General features: G+C 37.0%; 21 protein-coding genes and 1 tRNA gene. 11 read left to right on the top strand and 11 right to left on the bottom strand.

The features are described 5' to 3' along the window. Positions 1-226 precede the first annotated feature (226 nt). A complete protein-coding gene (adhE, locus tag AB4J89_RS02520; RefSeq protein WP_368467944.1) occupies positions 227-2,893 on the top strand; it encodes a bifunctional acetaldehyde-CoA/alcohol dehydrogenase in 2,667 nt (888 codons plus the stop codon). Positions 2,894-4,120: 1,227 nt separating this feature from the next. On the opposite strand, the gene AB4J89_RS02515 is transcribed toward adhE, so the two are convergent. Next, positions 4,121-4,717: a thymidine kinase gene (locus tag AB4J89_RS02515; RefSeq protein ID WP_023581977.1), complete on the bottom strand. Its 597-nt coding sequence runs from the start codon at positions 4,715-4,717 to the stop codon at positions 4,121-4,123. Between the two features lie 509 nt (positions 4,718-5,226). Between AB4J89_RS02515 and hns the strand changes: the two genes are divergently transcribed. Further along, positions 5,227-5,631: a histone-like nucleoid-structuring protein H-NS gene (gene hns / locus AB4J89_RS02510; RefSeq protein WP_088495367.1), complete on the top strand. Its 405-nt coding sequence runs from the start codon at positions 5,227-5,229 to the stop codon at positions 5,629-5,631. A 231-nt stretch (positions 5,632-5,862) separates the two neighbouring features. Here hns and AB4J89_RS02505 read toward each other — a convergent pair whose 3' ends face one another. From AB4J89_RS02505 to rssB, 3 genes are all read right to left on the bottom strand, one after another. Next, positions 5,863-6,870 carry an NAD-dependent epimerase gene (locus tag AB4J89_RS02505; RefSeq protein WP_368467941.1) on the bottom strand — a complete coding sequence of 336 codons (1,008 nt, stop codon included), beginning with the start codon at positions 6,868-6,870 and terminating at the stop codon, positions 5,863-5,865. Positions 6,871-7,137: 267 nt separating this feature from the next. Continuing rightward, on the bottom strand, positions 7,138-8,046 hold the full coding sequence (galU, locus tag AB4J89_RS02500) for a UTP--glucose-1-phosphate uridylyltransferase GalU (protein ID WP_088495365.1): 909 nt from the start codon (positions 8,044-8,046) through the stop codon (positions 7,138-7,140). 179 nt (positions 8,047-8,225) lie between these two features. Beyond that, the gene (rssB, locus tag AB4J89_RS02495) at positions 8,226-9,245 is read right to left on the bottom strand and encodes a two-component system response regulator RssB (RefSeq protein WP_088495364.1); all 1,020 of its coding nucleotides are present in this window, start codon (positions 9,243-9,245) and stop codon (positions 8,226-8,228) included. 149 nt (positions 9,246-9,394) lie between these two features. Between rssB and AB4J89_RS02490 the strand changes: the two genes are divergently transcribed. The 3 genes from AB4J89_RS02490 to AB4J89_RS02480 all read left to right on the top strand — a co-directional run bounded on the left by AB4J89_RS02490 (position 9,395) and on the right by AB4J89_RS02480 (position 11,095). After that, positions 9,395-9,868: a YchJ family protein gene (locus AB4J89_RS02490; RefSeq protein WP_194950643.1), complete on the top strand. Its 474-nt coding sequence runs from the start codon at positions 9,395-9,397 to the stop codon at positions 9,866-9,868. Positions 9,869-9,906: 38 nt separating this feature from the next. Next, a complete protein-coding gene (purU, locus tag AB4J89_RS02485) occupies positions 9,907-10,755 on the top strand; it encodes a formyltetrahydrofolate deformylase (RefSeq protein WP_069368973.1) in 849 nt (282 codons plus the stop codon). 255 nt (positions 10,756-11,010) lie between these two features. Further along, positions 11,011-11,095: transfer RNA gene (locus AB4J89_RS02480), tRNA-Tyr, on the top strand. 33 nt (positions 11,096-11,128) lie between these two features. Here AB4J89_RS02480 and AB4J89_RS02475 read toward each other — a convergent pair. Beyond that, positions 11,129-11,992: a LysR family transcriptional regulator gene (locus AB4J89_RS02475; RefSeq protein ID WP_311754920.1), complete on the bottom strand. Its 864-nt coding sequence runs from the start codon at positions 11,990-11,992 to the stop codon at positions 11,129-11,131. 447 nt (positions 11,993-12,439) lie between these two features. Here AB4J89_RS02475 and xthA point away from each other — a divergent pair, with 447 nt between their 5' ends. Further along, a complete protein-coding gene (gene xthA, locus AB4J89_RS02470; RefSeq protein WP_088495362.1) occupies positions 12,440-13,246 on the top strand; it encodes an exodeoxyribonuclease III in 807 nt (268 codons plus the stop codon). Positions 13,247-13,309: 63 nt separating this feature from the next. On the opposite strand, the gene AB4J89_RS02465 is transcribed toward xthA, so the two are convergent. Genes AB4J89_RS02465 through AB4J89_RS02455 form a run of 3 tightly spaced genes read right to left on the bottom strand, consistent with a single transcriptional unit; the run spans position 13,310 to position 16,886 of the window. Then, positions 13,310-15,271, bottom strand: coding sequence for a DNA topoisomerase III (locus AB4J89_RS02465; RefSeq protein WP_088495361.1), 1,962 nt, complete (start codon positions 15,269-15,271; stop codon positions 13,310-13,312). Positions 15,272-15,275: 4 nt separating this feature from the next. Further along, positions 15,276-16,319: a selenide, water dikinase SelD gene (selD, locus tag AB4J89_RS02460; protein WP_088495360.1), complete on the bottom strand. Its 1,044-nt coding sequence runs from the start codon at positions 16,317-16,319 to the stop codon at positions 15,276-15,278. Positions 16,320-16,334: 15 nt separating this feature from the next. Further along, positions 16,335-16,886: an NAD(P)H nitroreductase gene (locus AB4J89_RS02455; RefSeq protein ID WP_368467937.1), complete on the bottom strand. Its 552-nt coding sequence runs from the start codon at positions 16,884-16,886 to the stop codon at positions 16,335-16,337. A 544-nt stretch (positions 16,887-17,430) separates the two neighbouring features. Here AB4J89_RS02455 and sppA point away from each other — a divergent pair. The 3 genes from sppA (at position 17,431) to pncA (ending at position 21,221) form a co-directional block, all read left to right on the top strand. Beyond that, entirely contained in the window at positions 17,431-19,287 is a 1,857-nt protein-coding gene (gene sppA, locus AB4J89_RS02450; protein ID WP_311754921.1) for a signal peptide peptidase SppA, read from the top strand. A 244-nt stretch (positions 19,288-19,531) separates the two neighbouring features. Continuing rightward, on the top strand, positions 19,532-20,554 hold the full coding sequence (gene ansA / locus AB4J89_RS02445) for an asparaginase (RefSeq protein WP_368467934.1): 1,023 nt from the start codon (positions 19,532-19,534) through the stop codon (positions 20,552-20,554). Positions 20,555-20,576: 22 nt separating this feature from the next. After that, complete coding sequence (gene pncA / locus AB4J89_RS02440) at positions 20,577-21,221, top strand: bifunctional nicotinamidase/pyrazinamidase (RefSeq protein WP_311754922.1); 645 nt, start codon at positions 20,577-20,579, stop codon at positions 21,219-21,221. Positions 21,222-21,328: 107 nt separating this feature from the next. Here pncA and AB4J89_RS02435 read toward each other — a convergent pair whose 3' ends face one another. After that, positions 21,329-21,610 (bottom strand): YeaC family protein, encoded by a 282-nt coding sequence (locus AB4J89_RS02435; RefSeq protein WP_036912841.1) that lies wholly within the window; start codon positions 21,608-21,610, stop codon positions 21,329-21,331. A gap of 81 nt (positions 21,611-21,691) precedes the next feature. Further along, positions 21,692-22,129, bottom strand: coding sequence for a peptide-methionine (R)-S-oxide reductase MsrB (gene msrB / locus AB4J89_RS02430; RefSeq protein WP_088495355.1), 438 nt, complete (start codon positions 22,127-22,129; stop codon positions 21,692-21,694). 343 nt (positions 22,130-22,472) lie between these two features. Between msrB and gapA the strand changes: the two genes are divergently transcribed. Next, entirely contained in the window at positions 22,473-23,468 is a 996-nt protein-coding gene (gene gapA / locus AB4J89_RS02425) for a glyceraldehyde-3-phosphate dehydrogenase (RefSeq protein ID WP_023581959.1), read from the top strand. Between the two features lie 114 nt (positions 23,469-23,582). Beyond that, positions 23,583-24,467, top strand: a complete 885-nt coding sequence (locus tag AB4J89_RS02420; RefSeq protein ID WP_088495354.1) for a D-hexose-6-phosphate mutarotase — start codon at positions 23,583-23,585, stop codon at positions 24,465-24,467. A 100-nt stretch (positions 24,468-24,567) separates the two neighbouring features. On the opposite strand, the gene AB4J89_RS02415 is transcribed toward AB4J89_RS02420, so the two are convergent. Further along, entirely contained in the window at positions 24,568-25,320 is a 753-nt protein-coding gene (locus AB4J89_RS02415) for a MipA/OmpV family protein (RefSeq protein ID WP_088495353.1), read from the bottom strand. Positions 25,321-25,336 lie beyond the last annotated feature (16 nt).

Raw genomic sequence — 25,336 nt, 5'->3', positions numbered from 1 at the left:
TAATTAATTAGAAAGATGGTAAGCTGTTATCATTCGAAGAAAGAGGGTTACTTCGAAAATATATTTGTCTTTATTATTGTTTTTTTTAAGTTTTTTAAGCAAATTATGCCCTCTAATAATTATTACTGAAATAAGCACACTATCATCTATCTAGGCTATTCTTATTAGTTATGATGAAAACGGCTAATTTGCTTAAAAAATTTAACATTTTATCAGGAGTCTCTTTATGTCTGTAACTAACGTTACTGAACTCAATGATTTGGTTGCTCGTGTAAAAAAAGCTCAACGTGAATTTGCTAACTTCTCTCAAGAACAAGTTGATGCCATTTTCCGTGCTGCTGCATTAGCTGCCGCTGATGCTCGTATTCCTCTTGCAAAATTGGCTGTTAAAGAGTCTGGTATGGGTATCGTTGAAGATAAAGTGATTAAAAACCACTTTGCTTCTGAGTATATCTACAATGCGTATAAAGACGAAAAAACCTGCGGGATCTTATCTGAAGATCTGACTTATGGCACAATGACCATCGCTGAACCTATTGGGATCATCTGTGGTATCGTACCAACAACTAACCCAACTTCTACTGCGATTTTTAAAGCATTAATTAGCTTAAAAACACGTAATGGTATTATCTTCTCTCCACACCCTCGTGCAAAAGAAGCAACAAATCGTGCTGCTGAAATCGTCTTAAATGCAGCTATCGCAGCAGGCGCACCAAAAGATATTATCGGTTGGATTGATGAGCCTTCAGTCGCTCTATCTAACGCATTAATGCACCATGATGATATTAACCTGATCTTAGCGACAGGTGGTCCAGGCATGGTTAAAGCAGCGTATAGTTCGGGTAAACCAGCTATCGGTGTTGGTGCAGGTAATACACCAGTTGTTATTGATGACTCTGCTGATATCAAACGTGCAGTAGCTTCAATCTTAATGTCTAAAACTTTCGATAACGGCGTAATTTGTGCGTCAGAGCAATCTGTTATCGTTGTTGACAGCATTTATAAACAAGTTCGTGAGCGTTTCTCTACTCACGGCGGTTACATGCTGACAGGTAAAGAATTAAAAGCTGTTCAAGATATCATTTTAAAAGACGGTAACTTAAACGCAGCCATTGTGGGTCAACCTGCAACAAAAATTGCTGAAATGGCTGGCATTGAAGTACCAGTAAATACCAAAATTTTAATTGGTGAAGTAAAAGAAACAACAGAAGCTGAGCCGTTTGCTCACGAAAAACTATCTCCACTATTAGCAATGTATCATGCTCAATCATTTGAAGATGCCGTGCTAAAAGCTGAAAAATTAGTTGAGATGGGTGGTATCGGTCATACTTCTTGCTTATATACAGACCAAGATAACTGCCCTGAACATGTTGCCTACTTCGGCGACAAGATGAAAACATCTCGTATTTTAATCAATACTCCAGCATCTCAAGGTGGTATTGGCGACTTATACAACTTTAAACTTGCTCCGTCTCTAACATTAGGTTGTGGTTCATGGGGTGGTAACTCCATATCTGAAAACGTAGGGCCAAAACACCTTATCAACACTAAAACCGTGGCGAAAAGAGCAGAGAATATGTTGTGGCATAAACTTCCTAAATCTATTTACTTCCGCCGTGGTTGTTTACCTATCGCACTGGAAGAGATTGCGACTGATGGTAAAAAACGTGCCTTTATCGTGACCGATGGTTTCTTATTCAACAATGGTTATGTTGATGAAGTCACTCGTGTACTGAAAAAATTCGGTGTTGAAACAGAAGTCTTCTTTGAAGTTGAAGCAGATCCAACATTAAGCGTTGTGCGTAAAGGCGCAGAACAGATGAACAGCTTTAAACCTGACGTGATCATCGCATTAGGTGGTGGTTCACCAATGGATGCTGCAAAAATCATGTGGGTTATGTATGAGCACCCAGAAACTCATTTCGAAGAATTAGCATTGCGCTTTATGGATATCCGTAAACGTATTTACAAATTCCCTAAAATGGGTGTGAAAGCACAAATGGTTGCTATCACAACAACATCAGGTACAGGCTCTGAAGTAACACCATTTGCAGTAGTAACTGATGATGAAACAGGTCAGAAATATCCATTAGCAGACTATGCATTAACACCAGATATGGCTATCGTTGATGCAAACCTTGTTATGAATATGCCTAAATCTCTGTGTGCATTTGGTGGTTTAGATGCTGTAACTCACGCATTAGAAGCTTACGTTTCTGTATTAGCGAACGAATATTCTGATGGACAAGCACTGCAAGCATTAAAACTACTGAAAGAATATCTGCCTGCAAGTTATCATGAAGGCGCTAAAAACCCTGTTGCTCGTGAGCGTGTTCATAATGCTGCAACTATTGCAGGTATCGCTTTTGCTAACGCATTCTTGGGTGTTTGTCACTCAATGGCGCATAAATTAGGCTCTGAGTTCCATATTCCTCACGGTTTAGCTAATGCGTTATTAATTTCAAACGTTATTCGTTACAACGCTAATGACAACCCAACAAAACAAACTGCATTTAGCCAATACGACCGTCCTCAAGCACGTCGTCGTTATGCAGAAATTGCTGACCACTTAGAACTTTCAGCACCGGGTGACCGTACTGCTGCTAAAATTGAGAAATTATTAGCTTGGTTAGAAGAAATGAAATCTTCATTAGGAATTCCATCTTCTATTCGTGAAGCCGGTGTTCAAGAAAGTGATTTCTTAGCAAGAATTGATAAATTATCTGAAGATGCGTTTGACGATCAGTGTACCGGTGCTAACCCACGTTACCCACTGATCTCTGAACTAAAACAACTGTTATTAGATTCTTACTACGGTCGTGAATTTAATGAACATCCCGTTGTTGAAGTGAAAGAAGAGACAAAACCTGCTAAAAAAAGCAGTAAAAAATAATCGAAACACGCTGTGTTAGTGTGATCCTCAATATTTCGATTATTTGTTCTTAAATAAAAACCCAGTCCTATGGCTGGGTTTTCTTATGGCTTCTTATTTATCTATGTACATTTTGCTACTGATTTTTAAGATTGAGGAATATGGCGAGGTAAGTCACTATTTAGTCACAAACAATAAGTATTTACACTTAGTTGATAGGTTCAATTTTTACTATAAAAATAGTGCCTTCCTTTATATGTTTATAATTGGCTCTAAAAAAGGCGTTGAGCAACTTACCTCTTAAGTTACATCATTGCATTACCGCATTATAAAAAGTGTCTTGTGAGTGATTACAGGGCTTGTCAAACTCCTCTCCTCTTTCATTAGTTGGTATAATTATTTCACTCTTACCTTATTCCCTTCATAAAATGACTATAACGAAATGTTATTTGAAACCATTGTGTTTGCGTTACGATTTGCAATCGTACTTTTATTCTTATCTGATAAAAAATAAATAGACTTAATCACATTGATTATTAATTAGTGATCAAAATATAGAAATCTAAATATTTTATATCTCTAGTTATCTTGGATTTATAAGAAACATAGTTTCAATAAAATATTATCAAAATGAGGTTTGTTATCTTGAGTCTGCTAAAGTAATAACGTAATAAAGGTCGCTATTTGTGCATTCCACTTAGAAATTACTCCTTTAGGAGTATGAAAGGAGCCTGTTTATCCGTATTAACTGGCATACAGCGAAGTGTTTTATTTATTCAATAACAACTTAAGCATCCCATAATCAGCATCTATAAAACCCGATATAAATGTTTCATTATACCAACCATAGATAAAAGAAATATTTCTTAGTATTTTATGACTATCTTTATTCAATTTTATTAAACTATGAATAATATAAATGCATCAAATGTCTCTTTCTCTTATCATTTGTAAAAAACAATATCGACATCACAAAACAAACACCTTACGTATATTTGATTATGTCTTTTTTGATTAATGATAATGAAATCGATGAAATAAATAAATTTTCCCATAAAAAAATAACATATCTTCACAGAAGAAAATCAACCGCACTGCAATTTGATATAAAAAAAGCCAATAAATTGGCTAAAATTTAAAAATATATAAACATTTTTTAGTATTACGTAATATAACACTTTATTTGAATTCTTATTTCATCCCCCTCTTTCACTCTGACAAATTAGTAAAAGAGGGAAAATGAAAAGGTTACTCTTGTTCAATACACCCTTTTAGTGTTGCCTGTGTATAATGCTTACGGCAGACTGAAACATATTTTTCATTTCCACCAATTTCAACTTGAGCACCATCACTCAGTACATTTCCTTTATCATCTAAGCGTAATACTTTATTCGCCTTTCTACCGCAGTAACATACTGTTTTAAGTTCTACGAGCTTATCAGCCCATGCTAATAAATAAGCACTACCTGTAAATAACTCACCTCTAAAATCCGTTCTTAGCCCATATGTGAGAACGGGAATATCATAGGTATCCGTTATTTCGCAAAGTTGTTCGACATGTGCCTTACTTAAAAATTGGCACTCATCAATCAATACACAGTGAATAGGCTGTTTGTTATGCTCAGCAACAATAACATCACGAATATTCATATCATCACTAAAGAGTAATGCATCCGCACTTAATCCTATTCTTGAGCTAATCTTTCCCTTTGCAAAGCGTGTATCAATAGCCGCAGTGAAAATCAATGTGCGCATTCCTCGTTCATTATAGTTATAAGAGGATTGCAATAAAGATGTTGATTTTCCAGCATTCATGGCTGAATAATAAAAGTAAAGCTGAGCCATCAGCTCTCTCCTTAAATAGCGTTTATTTTCACGAGCGACAGTCTAACATAAACAATCTACAAGTTATCCATAACAAATATTTATTACCTTTATTTCTATTCTAGATATACCGCCGAAAGATGAAGTTCGTTGTTAATGCTAATTTTTGCTTAAAAAATAAATAGCTTTAATAAGTACTTAACATATTAAAACACACCTTGATATACCTTTATTAAAGTATGAAAGTTAGTCCGATTCCATTTTTAGAAAAAAGTCCGTTATTATAAAAAAATGAACAAAGCTTTCTATTCTTTAGCATTAGCGCTATCATCAGTTAAAAGATGCATTTCCTTACTAATATTTCCTTTATTGACTAAAGATGCCTCAACTTTTATTATTTTTTTCGTTGAGATATTAGTTTAAAAAAAAGAAATTTTACGTAAGGTTTGTATTTAGGTATTGCAGAAATTTAAATAGCAATCTATTATTAGTATTACATCAGCCAACAACATTTATTTGAGACCAGGAAAATGAGCGAATCTTTAAAAATATTAAATAACATCCGTACTCTCCGCGCACAAGCAAGAGAAACTTCTTTAGAAACTTTAGAAGAAATGCTGGAGAAACTCGAAGTTGTCGTTAATGAGCGTCGTGAAGAATTCTCATTAGAAAAAGCAGCTGAAGAAGAACGTGTTCAGAAATTACAAAAATACCGTGAAATGTTAGAAGAAGCCGGTATTGATCCAACAGACTTACTTGAAGCAAGTGCTGTTAATAAAACTGGCCGTGCTAAACGTGCAGCTCGCCCAGCTAAATACTCTTACGTTGATGAAAATGGTGAAACTAAAACTTGGACAGGCCAAGGTCGTACACCAGCTGTAATCAAACGTGCTATTGATGAAGAAGGCAAATCATTAGACGATTTCCTGCTGTAATTTAAGTCAATACTCTATTTGAAATACCCTTTTAATTATTTAAAAGGGTATTTTCTTGTTTACCTCATTTAATTTAAACAAGCGTTTAATTTTAATAGTGCTGATGTTGTTTGTATTAGATGTAGGTAAGCAAAAATAAAAAATGTAATAACTACGTTATTTATTTTTATTTATAATGAAAAAGGAGCTTTTATAGCTCCTTTTTTCTTTGATTTAATTAAACTAATATTATTAATTTTTATAATAACTTAAATACCAATCAACAAACTGTTTTACGCCATATTCTACTTCTGTATTCGGCGAAAAACCAATTGTCTCAGACAAATCTTGGCAATCAGCACAAGTAGAAAGAACATCACCGTCTTGCATCGGCATTAAATTCAATTTAGCTTTAATATTGAGTGATTTTTCTATCGCTTCAATAAATGCCATCAATTTAGTCGGTTGCCCATTACCCACATTATAGATTTTATAAGGTGCAGAACTTGACGACGTTTCACCTTTTTCTACTGTCCAGTTTTCATCTGCTTCAGGTATAACATTAACTAATCGAACTACTGATCCCACAATATCATCAACATAAGTGAAATCACGTGTCATATTGCCACCGTTATAAACATCAATAGGTTCACCAGCTAACATTGCTTTAGTGAACTTAAATAATGCCATGTCAGGGCGACCCCAAGGGCCATATACCGTGAAGAAACGTAATCCAGTTGTCGGTAATTGATATAGATGTGAATAACTATGAGACATTAACTCATTAGCTTTCTTTGTTGCTGCATATAATGAAACTGGATGATCAACACTATCTTCTGTTGAGAAAGGCTGTTTCTGATTTAAACCATAAACAGAGCTTGAAGATGAGTAGATAAGATGTCCAACTTTATTATGGCGACATCCTTCTAATATATTAATATGACCAACGATATTCGCATCAATATATGCCATTGGATTTTCAATCGAGTAGCGAACACCCGGTTGAGCCGCTAAATGAATAACTCGGTCAAATTGGTGTGATGCAAATAATTGAGCCACTTTTGCTGAGTCAACAATATCAAGTTTCTCAAAATGGAAATTTTCTAGCTGTTGTAATTTAGCTAATCGAGCTTCTTTTAAGCGCACATCATAATAATCATTAAGGTTATCTATTCCAACAACATGATAACCCATTCCGATTAAACGCTGACTCATATGATAGCCAATAAAACCCGCAGCACCTGTTACCAATATTTTCATATTATCACTCAAATAACCCAATAATTTATTTTTATGTCAACGCTATCATGCTTAATATCACCTTGATTAAACATCATAACGCTTAACATCGTCATACATTACAGAAATCAACATGGCCCAATACTAAATGCATTGAGCCATACCTTAATCTCTTACAATCGCTTTATCTAGCTTTTCCCATAAAATAATCAGCTCATTACGCAGCATGCATTTATAGGAATTATACAATGAGATTAACCATATAAATGATTATTAATAAACTTTATATCACTGTATCTTTAATGATTTTAACCATTGCGTAAAATCTTCGCCAAACTCTTCGTGCTGTATTCCATACTCTACGAATGCTTTCATATATCCTAGTTTATTACCACAATCGTGGCTTTTCCCTTGTAGGTGATAAGCTTCAACAGGTTCTTTTTCAATCAGCATTGCGATCGCATCAGTTAACTGAATTTCATCTCCGGCACCTGGTGCAGTTTTCGCTAATAGTGGCCAAATACTTTCAGATAACACATAACGCCCTACAATAGATAAATTCGAAGGAGCTTCTTCTTTCTTAGGTTTTTCAACAACACGAGTAATTGGTTTGCTATCACCTGGACATAAATTTTCGCCCATGCAATCAACAATACCATAATTAGAGACTTCATCTTCAGGAACAGGTTCAACAAGGATTTGACTTGCGCCTGAACGTTCAAAATGAGAAAGCATCTCTCTTAAGTTAACTTTTGTTAAATCCGCACTGTATCTATCTAAAATAACATCAGGCAGGATAACAGCGAAAGGTTCATCACCAATTAGTGGCTTAGCACATAAAATGGCATGGCCTAATCCTTTTGCTATTCCCTGACGAGTTTGCATAATAGTGACATGGCTTGGACAAATGCCTTGTACTTCTTCTAATAACTGACGTTTTACTCGTTTTTCTAAAATCGCTTCTAATTCAAAACTCGTATCAAAATGGTTTTCAATTGAATTTTTAGATGAATGTGTAACAAGCACAATTTCATTAATACCTGCTGCAATACATTCATTCACTACATATTGAATAAGAGGCTTATCAACCACAGGCAACATCTCTTTTGGAATTGCCTTGGTTGCAGGTAGCATTCTTGTTCCTAATCCAGCAACAGGGATCACCGCTTTTCTAACTTTACGCACTGCTGATGACATTATACTTCTCCTGCAATTCGTACCGTTCTACTTTCAAATGTGAAGGGGTACAATTAAAAATAATCGCCAGAGTATACCAGCTAATATCTAAGGATAAACAGAGCCCTACCCGTTAATTGAGATAGTTCTTCATTTATGTTTAATATATGCACGATATTCTGTTTTTATTTAATCTAAATTTAACTTTTATAGATAGGGGAAAACATTAATTTAATCTGATTTGTGTTATCCCAAATTTTACATTGCCAATTTGTTCCCTCGCATTTTACTTGATTAATATATAAAAGCTGCAATGTGCCTAAGGGGATACCACTATTTAATTCGAATTTTTTACTTTCTGTTTTTATTTCAGCTTTTAATCCTGCTGATGCTAATAGTATATTTTTTTTCTGAGTATGATAATAACCGAGTGTAATAGGAAATTGTCCTTTCACTCCAATCTCATTAAGCATTTTATTTAGTTTATTCAACATATTATACATACTTGGTAAAGATCGCATTTTTTCTGATGATTTTAATACATCATTAAAAACAACCCGTAAGAGTAAAGCAACCAAAAGCCCATTTTCATCATCTCTTGATATATCGACACAATAGAAAATAATTTGATCTTCTGATAAAGCCGCAATATCAAATAACAGACCCATTTTAGCGATGTCATTTAATTGACGATAATTAACACAATATCCCGCAACAACTTGCTTAACCTGAGGTTGCATCTGTTTTATGAACGACTGAATATAATGGGTATCTTTTCGTAAGCTATTCCAAAGTGGTTCTAAATGTATACCTTCTATTAATACTGATTCAAAAAATCCAGGGCATAATACTTCAATGACTTTTTGTTTTAATTTATCAAGATGTGTTATTGGCTTAAGGAAAATCTCTTGTGCCCCTAAACGCAACATATCATCTATCTCAGCCATATTATCTGTACATGAAATAGCAATAACAGGAATAGCCAATTTTCGTTGTTCAAGATGACACAAAAAAGTGGGTCCATTCATTACTGGCATACGGATATCACATAAAATAAGATCAGGGAGCAATCCTCCCTCTAATAAAGATAACGCTTGGCTGCCATTATCTGTTGTATAGACGCAAGCCTTCTCATGTGAGAAATATTCCGTCAACATGGTACGAAAAACGACCTCATCATCAATTATTAAGATTTTTTTACCCACTAAGGCTTTGTTCATTGGTGACTCCGGTAACTATCGTTTCACATGCTGATTAATTAGCGCTACATTATTAGTTTAGTTCAACATTGACGTTAATTATTCCCAATCGTTACTTTTTTCAATCTATGGGAAATCGTCATACTGATAACGTGAGTTAGGACATTATTTTGTCGAGTTTATGCCCCTGCAATAGCCAATTATTCTATTCTGATTGTTGTGAGCCTTACCATCTAGGTCAAAAAAACGCCCCAACAGCAGAAGCATTGATGCGTTCGCGTTATAGCGCGTTTGTTAAACATGATGCTGATTACTTAATAAAGTCGTGGCATCCTTCTTGCCGTGTTGCATCCTTGCATGATGAATTAGTTTCAGGTTTTCCAAATACACAATGGCTTGGACTTAATATTATCTCATCACAAGCGAGCACAAATAAAAATGAGGCATATGTTGAATTCTCGGCTTGCTTTATTGAAAGAAATGCCGATGATAAACAGTACTTACATGAACGCTCTCGTTTTCTAAAAATAGATGACTGTTGGTTTTATATTGACGGTGTGAAACCGAAAGTGGGACGAAACGATCCCTGCCCTTGTGGCTCAGGACGTAAATACAAAAAATGTTGTGAAAATAACATCAAATAACTGCAAACACAGAAGTAAAAGAAAGGATTTATCCATACATGCAACACCAAAATACTCAAAAAAAAATACTGCGTACTATTTGCCCTGATGCAAAAGGACTTATCGCTAAAATCACGAATATTTGCTACAAACATCAATTAAATATTGTTCAAAATAGTGAATTTGTTGATCATCGTACAGGTCGCTTTTTTATGCGCACCGAGCTGGAAGGTATCTTTAATGATGAAACCTTTCTTGCGGATTTAGATGATGCTTTACCACAAGGCTCAAAACGCGAATTAAATACTGCAGGCCGTCGTCGCATTGTCATTATGGTGACAAAAGAAGCACACTGCTTGGGTGACTTATTAATGAAAAGTGCATTTGGTGATTTGGATGTTGAAATTGCCGCTGTCATTGGTAACCACGACACGTTAAAACATTTAGTAGAACAATTTGGTATTCCTTTCCATCTTGTTAGCCATGAAGGCTTAACTCGTGATCAACATGATGAGAAGTTAATTGCACAAATTAATCAATATAAACCTGATTACGTTGTGCTCGCAAAATATATGCGTGTATTAACACCAGCATTTGTACAAAACTTCCCAAATCAAATTATTAATATTCACCACTCCTTCCTACCTGCCTTTATTGGTGCGCGCCCTTACCATCAGGCTTATGAGCGCGGTGTTAAAATCATTGGTGCAACAGCACACTACGTAAATGATAATTTAGATGAAGGCCCAATCATCACTCAAAATGTGATTAATGTTGACCATACGTTTTCTGCTGAAGATATGATGAGAGCGGGCCGAGATGTTGAAAAGAATGTTCTTAGCCATGCTTTATATTGGGTACTTTCACAACGCGTTTTCGTTTACGGTAACAGAACCATCATTTTATAAGTTTTCTGTCACTAATAACGCACACAGTACGGCTATCTAAATGTAAACCGCGATATAAAGCATATCGCGGTTTATTTTTTATCCCTTATTAATATGGATCATATTGCTTAAAATCAATACGATAGCGCATAAAGCTTGAACAATGCGCACATTTTTACAGCAGTCAGTCGATTTTTAGCAAAATAGCGCTTTACAGATCTCAGGTATTTGGTATTATTGCGCCCGCTGTCACGGACAGCAAAACAATTTAATGTTGGTGGGATACCCAAGCGGCCAAAGGGAGCAGACTGTAAATCTGCCGTCACAGACTTCGAAGGTTCGAATCCTTCTCCCACCACCATCTCCTCTTAGATTTACTCTCTAAAAATTCTTTTTATTCCATTTTATCAATTAAATCCAAAAATCGATTCAATACACTTGAGTGATACTTAGATTTATAGATATAACAGCTATACCGTATTTCAGGTTGAGTTAATGGTATAAAGCATAAGTCTGCCTCAAACTCATTTTTCAATGGATTTTCGTCAGTTAATAAAAGAGAATGATGCGTTTGAATAAAACGTAAACAGCAATTAAGATCATCCATTATTCTGACACACACGGTTTTTCCTCTATTCCCGATTTCACTCTCTAATTTTTTTATCTTAGCTGTCTTGTATAATGCGGGATCACATAACCATATATTTTCACTTAAAAGCCTATCAATATTATTATTCACACTATTCGCGAGTATTTTTTGACAACAAATACCTAAGTGTTTATTTTCTATTTTATGAAGAAGGCTAAATTTTTCACTAATAATTTTTTCAGAGCTTAATATTAATGTATTACCATCATAGTCAGGTATTTCTTCAAAATTTTCTTTTGAAAATCGCATGATATTTATATGGGAATAATTTTTATTTGCCGCCTGATAAAACTGAGTTAAATACTGGCTTTTTCCCCAATCATAATAAACATGAATGCTATTGTTTATGATCCCCGAGATATGTTTTTTAGTTATCTCTTTTTCCTGAAGATAAAGTGATTTCAAATCATTATAAAGCTCAAGTCCTTCTTGGGTTAAACTCATACCAAACTTTTCTCGCTTAAATAAACGCTTTCCTAACACGGCTTCAAAGTCTTTGATAGATTTAGCGATAGGAGGTGTCGTGCGATTCATCACACGCGCGGCTTTACTTAACGAGCCATTTTCGACTACAGCCATAAAGGCTTCTAACTTACGAGAAAAAAACATAATTCACCATTCCTTTGCTGTGTAGAATAAAATAATTTCATCAATTCATTTAATGTAAATAAAATAGTGATTAATTAATTTAAAATTTAATTTTATATAAAAGTAGTTTTATATAAATATTCCTTCACCTCCTTTTAATGAATACAATTTATAACTACAATATTATTTTTATTATGTCATCATTCTTCACATATAAAGAATAATAATACTTATATTCTTCTATCAAAGATTAGTTTATGTTTCTAGTTTGTTTAATTAATATTTTTTGTTATGCAATTAATTATTTTTATTAAATTAGCACACTCTATTTAATGGCTTTTATTTTTATCTAATTTTATCTTTCTCTTGATAAGCCGTGCCATCATTTCAGTGATTGACTTACATTCATTTTATGATCCTGCTAGTATAAGACATCCTATTATTCAATATATAAATGGTTACAGTCACATGAAATTTGTCTCTTTCAACATTAATGGTTTACGTGCTCGCCCTCACCAGCTTGAAGCTATCATAGAAAAACATCAGCCCGATGTTATTGGACTTCAAGAAACGAAAGTTCATGATGATATGTTTCCATTAGATACGGTGGGTGCTTTGGGTTATCACGTTTTCTATCATGGTCAAAAAGGGCATTATGGCGTTGCTTTACTCACAAAAGAAAAGCCAGTTGCAGTGCGTAAAGGCTTTCCGGGTGATGATGACGATGCTCAACGCCGAATGATCATGGCTGATATCGAAACACCAGCGGGTTTATTAACAGTCATGAACGGTTATTTTCCTCAAGGTGAAAGCCGTGATCATGAGACTAAATTCCCAGCAAAAGAAAAGTTCTATGCTGATCTGCAAAATTACCTAACCACCAGCTTAAAACCGACCTCTCCAGTACTTATTATGGGTGATTTAAATATTAGCCCAACAGATAAAGATATCGGTATTGGCGAAAATAATATGAAACGCTGGTTAAAAACAGGCAAATGTTCTTTCTTACCAGAAGAGCGTGAATGGCTGGCAACATTAATGGGTTGGGGATTAACAGATACATTCCGCCAGCAACATCCTGAAGCTGATGATAAATTCTCATGGTTTGATTATCGTTCTAAAGGATTCGATGATAACCGAGGCTTACGTATTGACTTACTTCTAGCAAGTCGCTGCTTAGCGGATAATTGTATTTCAACAGGAATTGATTACGAGATCCGAGGAATGGAAAAGCCCTCTGATCACGCACCCGTTTGGGCTGAATTTAAAATCTAATTAAACCTTAATTCAATAAAAGCACTTCCCCGAGATAACAAAGGAAGTGCTTTTTATTTGTGCTTACTTATCCGTTGTTGTTTCTTTACTCTGCGCTTTATTTTTTGCCGCGCTTGCTTTGTTACTTCCTTTAGCCGCTGCCTTACGCTTTTTATTATGCGCGGGTGCGGGAAGATTTCTGAAAGCTTGAATATTCGGACGACGTTTCGCTTGAGTAATCAACTCTATCAAGGTGTTATTTAATGGCATCATAAAATCTTGATATTTAAATTGCTTCTCACTAATTTGCGTCAGTATCGATTCCCAATGTGCAGTCATGTCCGGTAAAGTTGCCATATCTGGCAATACATGAATTAATGCTCTACCTGCTGGGGTTGAGTTAATGGCTCGCCCTTTCTTTTGCAAAAAGCCACGCTTAAATAACAGCTCAATAATTCCCGCCCTTGTCGCTTCAGTACCTAATCCATCCGTCGCTCTTAGGATTTTTTTAAGTTCTTTATCTTGGACAAAGCGTGCAATTCCTGTCATAGCAGAAAGCAATGTCGCATCAGTAAAAGGTCTTGGAGGCTGCGTTTGTTTTTCAACAATCTCCCCTTTTTCACACAGCAACTCATCACCTTTAGCCACTACTGGCAATGCAGAACCATCATTTTCAGCATCCTGCTCTTTCGCACCTAATAATACTCGCCATCCTGCTTGCGCCAAAAAACGTGCTTTAGCGATAAACTTGCCATTCTCAATATCAAGTTCAATAACGCATTTACGATAAACAGCATCAGGCATAAATTGCATTAGATATTGGCGAGCCACAAGATAATAAATATTCTTCTCATTTTCACTTAATGAGATATTACCCGTTTTTGCCGTTGGAATAATCGCATGGTGAGCATCAACTTTTTTGTCATCCCAGCACCGATTCTTTTTATCAATATCTAAGGTATCTTGCGGTAATAGGCTTGCATCATGTGTGCTAATCGCATTAATAACAGCATGACGACCCGCAAAATGTTCATCAGGTAAATAACGACTATCAGAACGCGGATAAGTGATTAGTTTATGCGTTTCATAGAGTCGTTGGCATGTATCTAAGACTTGCTGTGCGCTTAAACCAAAGCGTTTTGCCGCTTCAATTTGTAACGCGGAAAGCGAAAAAGGAAGCGGTGCTATTTCAGATTCTTGCTTATCTTGATAATCCGTTACATTGGCAGGTTTGTCTTTAATTCGCTCAACAACGTGCTCTGCAAGCTTACGATTTAATAATCGCCCTTCTTCATCTTGCCAAGGTTCACAGTGCTCGCTTGGCTGCCAAATCGCAGTAAAGCGTTCATCGGCAGGTGTTACAACATGAGCTTTAACTTCAAAGAAATCTTTAGGCACAAAATTTTCAATTTCTTCATCACGACGAACTACTAAGCCTAATACGGGTGTTTGTACTCGCCCCACGGACAATACACCTTGATAACCATTGCGTTGACCTAAAAGCGTATAGGCTCGAGTCATATTAATACCATAAAGCCAGTCTGCTCTTGCTCGTGCCAAAGCAGATACACACAATGGTACAAATTCATGGTTATAACGTAGTTTATCAATAGCACGCGTCACTGCCGCTGGGTTTAAGTCATTAATTAAGCAACGACGCGCCTGTTTCCTTTGATCTTCGCTGATATTTAAATAGTTAAGCACTTCATCAACTAAAAGCTGACCTTCACGATCGGGGTCTCCCGCGTGGATCACTTCTTTTGCTTGCTTAAGTAGTGTTTTGATGGTTTCTAGCTGTTTTTTAACATCAGCTCGGGGCTTGAGTTGCCATTTTTCAGGAATAATAGGCAAATCATCTAACGACCAGCGGGCGTACCGCGGGTCGTATGCATCCGGCTCAGCTTGTTCAAGTAAGTGGCCAACACACCACGTCACATACTGGTTATCACCACAAAGAATAAAGCCATCGCCCCTTTTATGAGGCTTTGGCAATACATCAGCAATAGCGCGAGCAAGGCTGGGTTTTTCTGCAATAAATAATCTCATTACGTTAGTTAGTCACTTCAATCAACGCTTTTCCAGCTACTGGTGCAGTTAGCTCGCCAATAGAAGTTAATTCGATATCAAAACGTGAAGCAACTTCTTTCACTTGTTCAACGGCTTCAGGCAATACTGCTAATAATAAGCCACCTGATGTTTGCGGATCACAAAGTAATTTACGTTGCATTTCAGTGATCTCACCAATTAAATGACCATAACTTTCAAAGTTACGACCTGTACCACCCGGAACACAGCCTTGTTCAATATAAGACTCTACTTCTGGTAATCTTGGTACTTGTGAGAAATGAATCGTAGCTTGTACACCAGAGCCGTCACAGATCTCGCTTAAATGCCCTAATAAACCGAATCCTGTAACGTCAGTCATTGCAGTGACGCCTTCGATATCAGAAAAATCAGAACCCGCTTTATTCATGCGACACATAATTTCTGTCGCTAAACCTTGGTGCTCTGGTTTTAACAGACCTTTCTTCTCAGCTGTTGTTAATACACCGATCCCCAAAGGCTTCGTTAAAAAGAGCTGGCACCCTGCTTTAGCTTCACTGTTTTTCTTCACTTTGCTCACAGGTACGACACCTGTAACAGCAAGACCAAAAATAGGCTCTGGCGCGTCAATTGAGTGACCACCAGCCAGTGAAATTCCGGCTTCTTGACAAGCGGCTCGACCACCTTCAATCACTTCACGCGCGATTTCAGGTGCTAATTTATTAATAGGCCAGCCTAAAATAGCAATCGCCATAATAGGTTTTCCGCCCATTGCAAAGATATCACTGATTGCATTTGTTGCAGCGATACGCCCAAAATCATAAGGGTTATCAACAATTGGCATAAAGAAATCAGTAGTGCTGATAATACCTGTACCATTTCCTAAATCATAAACAGCGGCATCATCTTTGGTTTCATTACCGACGAGTAAATGAGGATCATGAAATTTAGCTTGTTCGCTATGTAAAATGGTTTCTAAAACTTTTGGTGAGATTTTACAACCACAACCTGCACCATGACTGTATTGTGTTAAACGAATTGCTTCAGACATAACATGCCATCCTTTTTAAAAATAAGTCACAAAATCAGTTAAATCAGCAGGAGAAACCGTCATTGGCGCTTTCAGGGCTGGCGTGCCTAAATAAAGAAAACCAATAATCTGGTCATGTTCACCACAGCCAAGTCCTTCTCTTACCACTGCATCGTGAGTCCAAGAGCCTGAACGCCAAATCCCCCCAAATCCTTGAGCAACAGCCGCCATTTGCATTGCGTGAACACTACAACCAGCAGCGACAACTTGCTCCCATTCAGGAACCTTTGGATGATCTTTCACTTTCGCAATAACAGTGATGATCAATGGGGCACGAAAAGGTGCATTTTTTGCTTTTTCTTCAACTTCTGGCCCTAAATTACCCACCACCGCCGCTTTATGCAGTAATTGGCTAAAACGCTCAATACCTTCATTTTGCATCACAACAAAGTGCCAAGGCTTAAGTGCACCATGATCAGGCGCGCGCATGCCGGCTTGTAAAATAGTATTGAGGGCTTCACTATCAGGGGCTGGAGTAGTCAGTCGGGAAGCTGAACGGCGGTTCAAAAGCAGTGTTAATGCATCCATTTTTATTCTCCTGTCAGCATTTTATTTTAGCAAGATCCCATTCTTATGGGGATGGACAGTTCTTATCAATTCGCAGTATAACAAACTGTTATATTACCACCATCCACAGATTTAGGCGGGAATTTTTCTAAAAATCAGCTGTGTGGTTATTTAATCGTAATTTATTGTTCACAAAATGATTAATCTTAGCTTACTAAGTTAATTTAAGCTTATTTTGATCTTACTTTTCTTTTTAATTCGACGAATTCCTATATTACTTTGATGCCTTTTTATGTGAAATTATTTAGCTATTTTTACGTAAGATAAATGTTTACTTAATAACACTTTAAGCAAAAGTTATCATTAGTGGTTTCCTAAAAATCAATGACAGACATTCAATAAGAGCTATATTAGAATATTCCTTCATTGTTATTGCTATTCTCACTATTGCTAACAACATTTTTTGTTTTAATAGTATGAGATTATGTGGATGTAGCCTGCTTACCAATAATTCTAGCATGACTGTTTAGGATTAAAATTTAGCTTTACATGATGTGGAGATAATATGAATAAAATTATGGAGTTAATCGGCGCAATATTAAAATTTAGTTGGCAAGCCATTAACTTTATCAGGAAATTAATCTTAAACGTTATTTTCTTTTTCCTTCTCTTTATGGTCATTGGTATTTTCTTAATTAGCAAAGAAGCACAAAAACCAGTGGATTATGAAGGTGCCCTTCTTGTTGATCTTAAAGGTGTAATTGTTGACCAAACTGCTACACAAAATCCTTTAGGCGAAGTTGGACGTGAGCTTTTAGGTGTTTCAAGTAGCCAGCTTCAAGAAAATTCATTATTTGAAGTTGTCGATACGCTACGCCTAGCCTCTCAAGATCCGAAAATTAAAGGTATGGTGCTCAAACTTGATGAATTTGCAGGCGCAGATCAGCCTTCGTTAAATTATATTGGTAAAGCACTTAATGAGTTTAAAAAGACAGGTAAACCTATTTTTGCAGTGAGTGGCTATTACAGCCAACCACAATATTACCTCGCCTCTTATGCAGATAAAATTTATCTCACTCCTCAAGGTGCTGTGGGTGTTTATGGTTATGGCTTTCAAAATCTCTATTACAAAACACTGTTAGAAAACTTAAAAGTCAGCACTCATATTTTCCGCGTCGGAACGTATAAATCTGCGGTTGAGCCATTAATGCGTAATGACATGTCTGCGGAATCTCGAGAAGCTTCATTACGTTTAGTTAATGCACTATGGTCTACATATTTAACCCAAGTTGCAGAAAACCGTAGCATTACCACTGAAGATGTTTTCCCGGGTGCAAAAGAGATGATTGCGCAACTACGCAATGCAGATGGGGATAACGCAACTTATGCGCTAAATCGTAAATTAGTGGATTCTGTAAGCTCATACGCTCAATTTGAAGCAGATATGACAGAAACCTTCCAATGGGACAAAGAGAACAAGCAATTTAACAATATCAGCATTTATGATTATGCCGATACGCTGACCTCATCTTTACCTGCCAGTGATGAAGGTAATATTGCCGTAGTCGTTGTTCAAGGAGCGATTATTGATGGTGAAAGTATCCCAGGCTCTGCGGGTGGTTCAACTATTGCAAATCAAATTCGTCAGGCACGTTTAGATCCAAATATTAAGGCACTTGTATTACGTGTAAATAGTCCTGGTGGTAGTGTTTCTGCGTCAGAACAAATACGAAGTGAAATTGCCGCCTTTAAGCAACAGAAAAAATATGTGGTTGTTTCAATGGGGGGTTTAGCTGCATCAGGTGGATATTGGATCTCAACTCCTGCAAGTAAGATTATTGCTAGTCCATCAACATTAACAGGCTCGATTGGTATTTTTGGCGTTATTAATACTTTCGAAAACAGCTTAGAGTCTATTGGTATTTATACTGATGGCGTCACAACTTCGCCATTAGCCGGATTATCTGTCACAAATAAACTACCTGAAGAATTTGCAGAGCTTTTACAGCTCAATATCGAAAGTGGTTATAAAACGTTTCTTAATTTAGTGGCAGAATCTCGTAAAAAAACACCTGTTCAAATTGATCGTATTGCTCAAGGTCGAGTGTGGGTAGGAATAGATGCAAAGAATGTGGGTTTAGTCGATGAGTTTGGTGATTTTGATGATGCTATTGATGCCGTTGCTAAAATGGCAAAAATTGACCAACCTGTTATTGATTGGATGAAACCAGAGCTAAGCCTGTCAGAGCAGATCATAATGAGCTTGTCGTCTAACGCAAAAGCACTTCTTCCTGATCCGTTACAAGCTTATATTCCTGCGCCTGTTTTAAAAGAAGTTAAAACACAGACAGAGTTTTATCGCAATATGAACGATCCGCTAAATCGCTATGCGTATTGTTTATCTTGTGGTGATATTCGATAGTCTCTTCACCGATACACCTGTTCACACTGAGCAGGTGTATTTCTCTCTTTTTTCTGACTTTTGATAGAATGATATTCTGATGAATGTTTTTTGTTCGTTTATATTAAAGCTATTTTTAACACAATGATTTAAAGCAGATATTAGTCAGTCTCTATTTTCTTTTTTTAGCATCCTTTCCTTTTTTTATTCTGCAAACTCCCTATAATCAGGTATTTCTCACAGCTTAATAAGAGTGCTTTGTCTGATGCAAAAGAAATCAATCTACGTTGTTTATACTGGCGGTACTATTGGTATGCAACATTCTGAACATGGCTATATTCCTGTATCAGGACATTTACAACGCCAATTAGCTAAAATGCCAGAATTCCACCGTGAGGAGATGCCCGATTTCACAATCAAAGAGCACCTTCCTTTAATTGATTCTTCAAATATCACACCAGAAGATTGGCAATCTATAGCTGATGATATTAATGAAAATTATCACAATTATGATGGGTTCGTTATTCTTCATGGTACAGATACCATGGCATTTACCGCATCAGCACTCTCTTTTATGTTTGAGAATCTTAGCAAACCAATTATCGTTACTGGCTCTCAAATTCCTTTAGAAGCCTTACGTTCTGACGGGCAAACAAACCTATTAAATGCGCTTTACCTCGCCGCACATCATCCAATTAATGAAGTGGCACTATTTTTTAATAACACGCTATATCGTGGAAACCGCACAGTAAAAGCGCATGCAGATGGTTTTAATGCCTTTGCATCACCAAATAGCGCCCCACTGTTAGAAGCAGGTATTAATATTAAACAATTTAAAATTAATTCATTTCCGAAAGGAAATGGGGAATTTACTGCGCATAATATTACGCCTCAGCCGATTGGTGTTGTCACCATTTACCCGGGTCTTTCAGATGAAGTTGTTAAGAATATCCTGATGCAACCTGTAAAAGCCTTAATATTACGCTCTTATGGTGTTGGTAATGCGCCATCGCATCCTGCTCTACTTTCAACCCTGCGTGAAGCAACAGAGCGTGGTATTGTTGTTATCAATCTTACGCAATGTATTTCTGGTCGAGTGAATATGGAAGGTTATGCAACAGGTCAAGCATTAGCGGAAGTGGGTGTGATCAGTGGCTTTGATATGACATTTGAAGCAACATTAACTAAACTGCATTATCTCCTTAGCCAACAATATAATTACACTGAGATCTGCCGACTAATGCAACAAAACCTTCGTGGTGAAATGACATTAGGCGATAACGACTAAGTTTAATCTAAAGGTAAATTTGGTGAAAAATTCCGCACTGTTATTGGTTGATATACAAAACGATTTTTGTACTGGTGGTGCATTAGCTGTTAATGAAAGCGATATAGTGATACAAACAGCCAACCAACTTATTTCTGATTTTAAGCAATCTAAAAATCCCATTATTGCTAGTTTAGATTGGCACCCTGCCGATCATCTTAGCTTTGCTAAAAATTCAGGCACGGTTGTAGGGGAAATTGGAACGCTTAATGGATTACCACAAGTGTGGTGGCCTGTGCATTGTGTACAAAATTCTTATGGTGCTGCATTTCACCCTGAATTAAACCAAGCTCTGATTAATCATATTATTTACAAAGGGCAAAATCGTCTTATTGATAGTTATAGTGCTTTTTTTGATAACGACCATGAATATCAGACGGGCTTGCATACTCTTTTGCAGACACTGAATATAAAACATCTTTATATTTTAGGAATTGCTACGGATTACTGCGTTAAATATACGGTACTGGATGCTTTACAGTTAGGTTATCAAGTGACTGTCATTACAGACGGTTGTCGCGGTGTAAATATTCAAGATGATGATAGCGAAAAAGCACTAGAAGAGATGCAGGCAAAAGGTGCGGTATTAATTGATTCAGCACATTGGCTTAATCGTAACAATCAATAGGTTCGTTATTTTCTTCATCTTCATAAAATGAAAAAGGGGCTATATTTAACCAGTTCGGTTAATAAATGCCCCTTTTTTATTTCTATTCTATCCATTCAACACACGTTTTAATCATCATCCATGGGTGTTAGTGTTGCTAAACGTTCAGATTGAAACTGAGCTTTTAATTCTTGTTTGCTCTTCATGGTAATTTGCCCATTAGTTCCCACTGTCATATGCTCAGGTGTGTGGTTATTTTTCGCCTGCCATAATAAAACAATCTGCATGCAATGTTCTTTTTGCTCATCAGTCAATGCAACGCCATCAGGCCATTTACCTAGTTCAACTGCGGTTGAAATACGTTGATAAATTTCAGGGGTTACCATAGAAATAAGTTCATTAACTTCCATTGATTGCTCCATAAGCTAAATAATCATTTGAAATGGCTGAATCGTTTTTTCCGTTGTTATTATTTTGTTAATTTAACTGGATTAACCGACTTGTTTTTCGCCTGTTTCACTATTCGTAAACGAAAGAGATGCTGAATTAACACAATAACGCTCCCCTGTTGGGGCAGGACCATCATTAAAAACATGACCTAAATGTGCGTCACATTGCTGGCAGCGTATTTCAGTTCTTTTCATATTGTGAGAAAAATCATCAATATAGCGAATTGCATTATCACTAACGGGTTGATAAAAGCTAGGCCAACCACATCCTGCATCAAATTTCGTCTCTGAATAAAATAAAGGAGCAGAACAACATAAACAGTGATAAATCCCTGTTTGACGATTGTGTAATAATTTACCACTAAACGGAGGTTCTGTACCTTTCTGTTGCGTCACATAACGTTGCATTTCGTTGAGTGTTGATAAATCAAGGTGATTGTTATTACTTGAAATATTCACTTTCTTTTCATTATCTGCCATATCGACCTCTTGCCCAGAAAAATGCTTTTTAAAACAACAGTGAATAATAACAAAGATTTAACAACAAATCTGAAAAATATAGTCTAAAATCATCAAGAGTAATCTTTAGTTTTTGAAATGTGATGAATTTCACATAACGGAGCAAAGGTAACTTCATTTATCGGCGTTGATCCCGATAATACACAGCGTAACATTTGGCTAAAACGACCAATCTTTAAGCGAAAAGTGTTTTTTTAATTGATTTTTTGCAATTATTGACACGATTCCGCTTGACGATTGGCGCGGTTTTGGTAACTTTAGAAGCAACTTTTTAATTCACTAAATTAAAGCTGGTGGAATACATATGACTATCAAAGTAGGTATTAATGGTTTTGGTCGTATCGGCCGCATCGTTTTCCGTGCTGCTCAAGAACGTTCAGATATCGAAATCGTAGGTATTAACGATCTGTTAGACGCAGACTACATGGCATACATGCTGAAATACGATTCAACTCATGGCCGTTTCAACGGTACTGTTGAAGTAAAAGATGGCCACCTCGTTGTTAATGGTAAAACCATCCGCGTAACTTCAGAAAGAGATCCAGCAAATCTGAAATGGAACGAAGTCGGTGCTGACGTTGTTGCAGAAGCAACTGGTCTGTTCTTAACTGACGAAACTGCTCGTAAACACATCCAAGCTGGCGCGAAAAAAGTTGTTCTGACTGGTCCTTCAAAAGACAGCACTCCAATGTTCGTAATGGGCGTAAACCATAAATCATACGCAGGCCAAGATATCGTTTCTAACGCATCTTGTACTACTAACTGCTTAGCGCCTTTAGCTAAAGTTATCAACGACAACTTCGGTATCGTTGAAGGTCTGATGACTACTGTTCACGCAACAACTGCAACTCAACGTACTGTTGATGGTCCATCTGCAAAAGACTGGCGTGGTGGTCGTGGTGCTTCTCAAAACATCATCCCATCATCAACTGGTGCTGCTAAAGCTGTAGGTAAAGTTATCCCTGAACTGAACGGCAAACTGACTGGTATGTCTTTCCGTGTTCCTACTCCTAACGTTTCTGTTGTTGACCTGACTGCACGTCTGGAAAAACCAGCAACTTACGCTCAAATCTGTGACGCTATCAAAGCAGCAGCTGAAGGCGAACTGAAAGGCGTTCTGGGTTACACTGAAGATGCAGTTGTTTCAACTGACTTCAATGGCGAAGTTCTGACTTCAGTATTTGATGCTAAAGCAGGTATCGCTCTGAACGACAACTTTGTTAAATTAGTTGCTTGGTACGATAACGAAGTTGGTTATTCAAACAAAGTTCTGGATCTGATTTCTCATATCTCTAAATAATTAGAGTTTAGAAAGTCACGATTTCTTTTAGAGCCACCTTTTCGGTGGCTCTTTTATTTTCTAGCCAGTCAGTTTATTGTATTGAAATAGTCAGTGACATAAGGTCATAAGATAATGAATGAGAAAATTTTTTCTTTGCCGATTATTGAACAAATATCACCTTACTTAAGTCGTCGGCAATTAGGCGAACTTCCTATCCTTGTTATTTCACACCCTAAAGTACGCGCAGCTATCAGCCTTCAAGGCGCACATTTAATCGCTTGGCAGCCCGCACAAGAGCACCCTGTATTTTGGGTAAGCGAAGCCTCTCTCTTCACGCCGGGTGTTGCCATTCGTGGCGGTATTCCTATTTGCTGGCCTTGGTTTGCTTCAGCTGGTACACCAAGTCATGGATTTGCACGTATTCTTCCTTGGGAATTTAGTGCCCATACAGAACAAGATGACGGTGTTCTCATCACCATGACATTAAAAGAGAGTCAACAAACACAAAAATATTGGCCTCATCCCTTTACTGTTATTGCTCGTTTTAAATTAGGAGCAACCTGTGAGGTTGAATTAGAATCTTACGGTGATTATGAAGCAACAGCTGCCCTTCACTCTTATTTTAATGTGAGTGATATCGATAATGTCTCTGTAACCGGCCTAGGAGGCCACTACATTGACACCGTGGCAGATAAAGAGGTTTACACTGATGAAACCTCATTACGCTTTGATGGACGCACTGACAGGCTTTATACGGAGCCTGACGATTTTAATCTTATTCATGATGATGGTTGGGATCGGACAATTGAAGTTCACCATTACCATCATAGTGATGTCGTGTGTTGGAATCCGGGTGCAGAGCTTGCAAGCTCAATGAAAGATATGAGTGCAGGTGGCTATCGTAAGATGGCTTGTGTAGAAACTGCTCGTATCCACCAACCATTAAAACCAGATAACGTTCATCCCGGCCGTTTATCTTTGGTAGTCCGCGTTCGTAAGAATATTGCTGAAAAATAAAGCATTACTCGCATATTACACAATAAAAAAGCTTCGAATTTGAATCGAAGCTTTTTTTATCACCACTGATCTCACTAAATTTTAGTCAGATTTTTGCTAATTAGAATGTGTAAGTCACACCTGTCCACAGAATCGCAGTAACAGATTTATTCACCATTGGGCTGTCTTTCACTTCACTTGGTAAATGGTCAACACGTCCCATTGCAAAGAAATTCCATTTTTCGGCAAATTTATAGTTAGCAGAGAGTTCAACATAAGGTCTCCAGCTATCATTTGGCGTATATTCTGCTAAACCACTGCGTTGTGATTCTGCATGAGTAATTCCATAAGCATAACGGTTTTGCTTTTTGTTTTCCCAAACAACACCCGCACCCGGCTGTAAAGACCAGTTACCGAATTCGAAAGGATATAAATAAGCGGCGTCAGCGATAATACCGTTACTTTTGCCTAGCAGATCACCCGATACGATTGCTCTTAAACTACCCCATGATTCGTGGTGTTTATAAGTAAAGCCACCCATCATGGTGTCACGACGACGATTCAGTTTCTTCATTTGCTCATCGTCACTATCACTTGGTTTATAAGCCTGAGGATAATAGTGCAAATCGACAGAAAGTTGATCTTTAGGTGTATTCCACAGGTAATATCCCGCAGCTAACGTTGCGAAATAGAAGTTTTCTGACTGGTAGTTAACTTGTGGTACTGGTAATAAATAATCTTTTGATTTAGCCCCTTTATAAGGAGTAACTTGCGCTAAAACTGAACCACCTATTGACCATTCGCCAGCAAATGCTGCTGGTGTGCTAAGCCCTGCGATAACGGCTAAAGAAATGATAATCTTCTTATTACTCACGATGATTTTCCATATT

It is taken from the genome of Proteus sp. STS61-E, from assembly GCF_040932335.1.
GTDB classification, from domain to species: domain Bacteria; phylum Pseudomonadota; class Gammaproteobacteria; order Enterobacterales; family Enterobacteriaceae; genus Proteus; species Proteus mirabilis_B.
The sequence above is the reverse complement of the archived record's forward strand: the minus strand, read 5'-3'. Positions and strand labels throughout refer to the sequence as shown.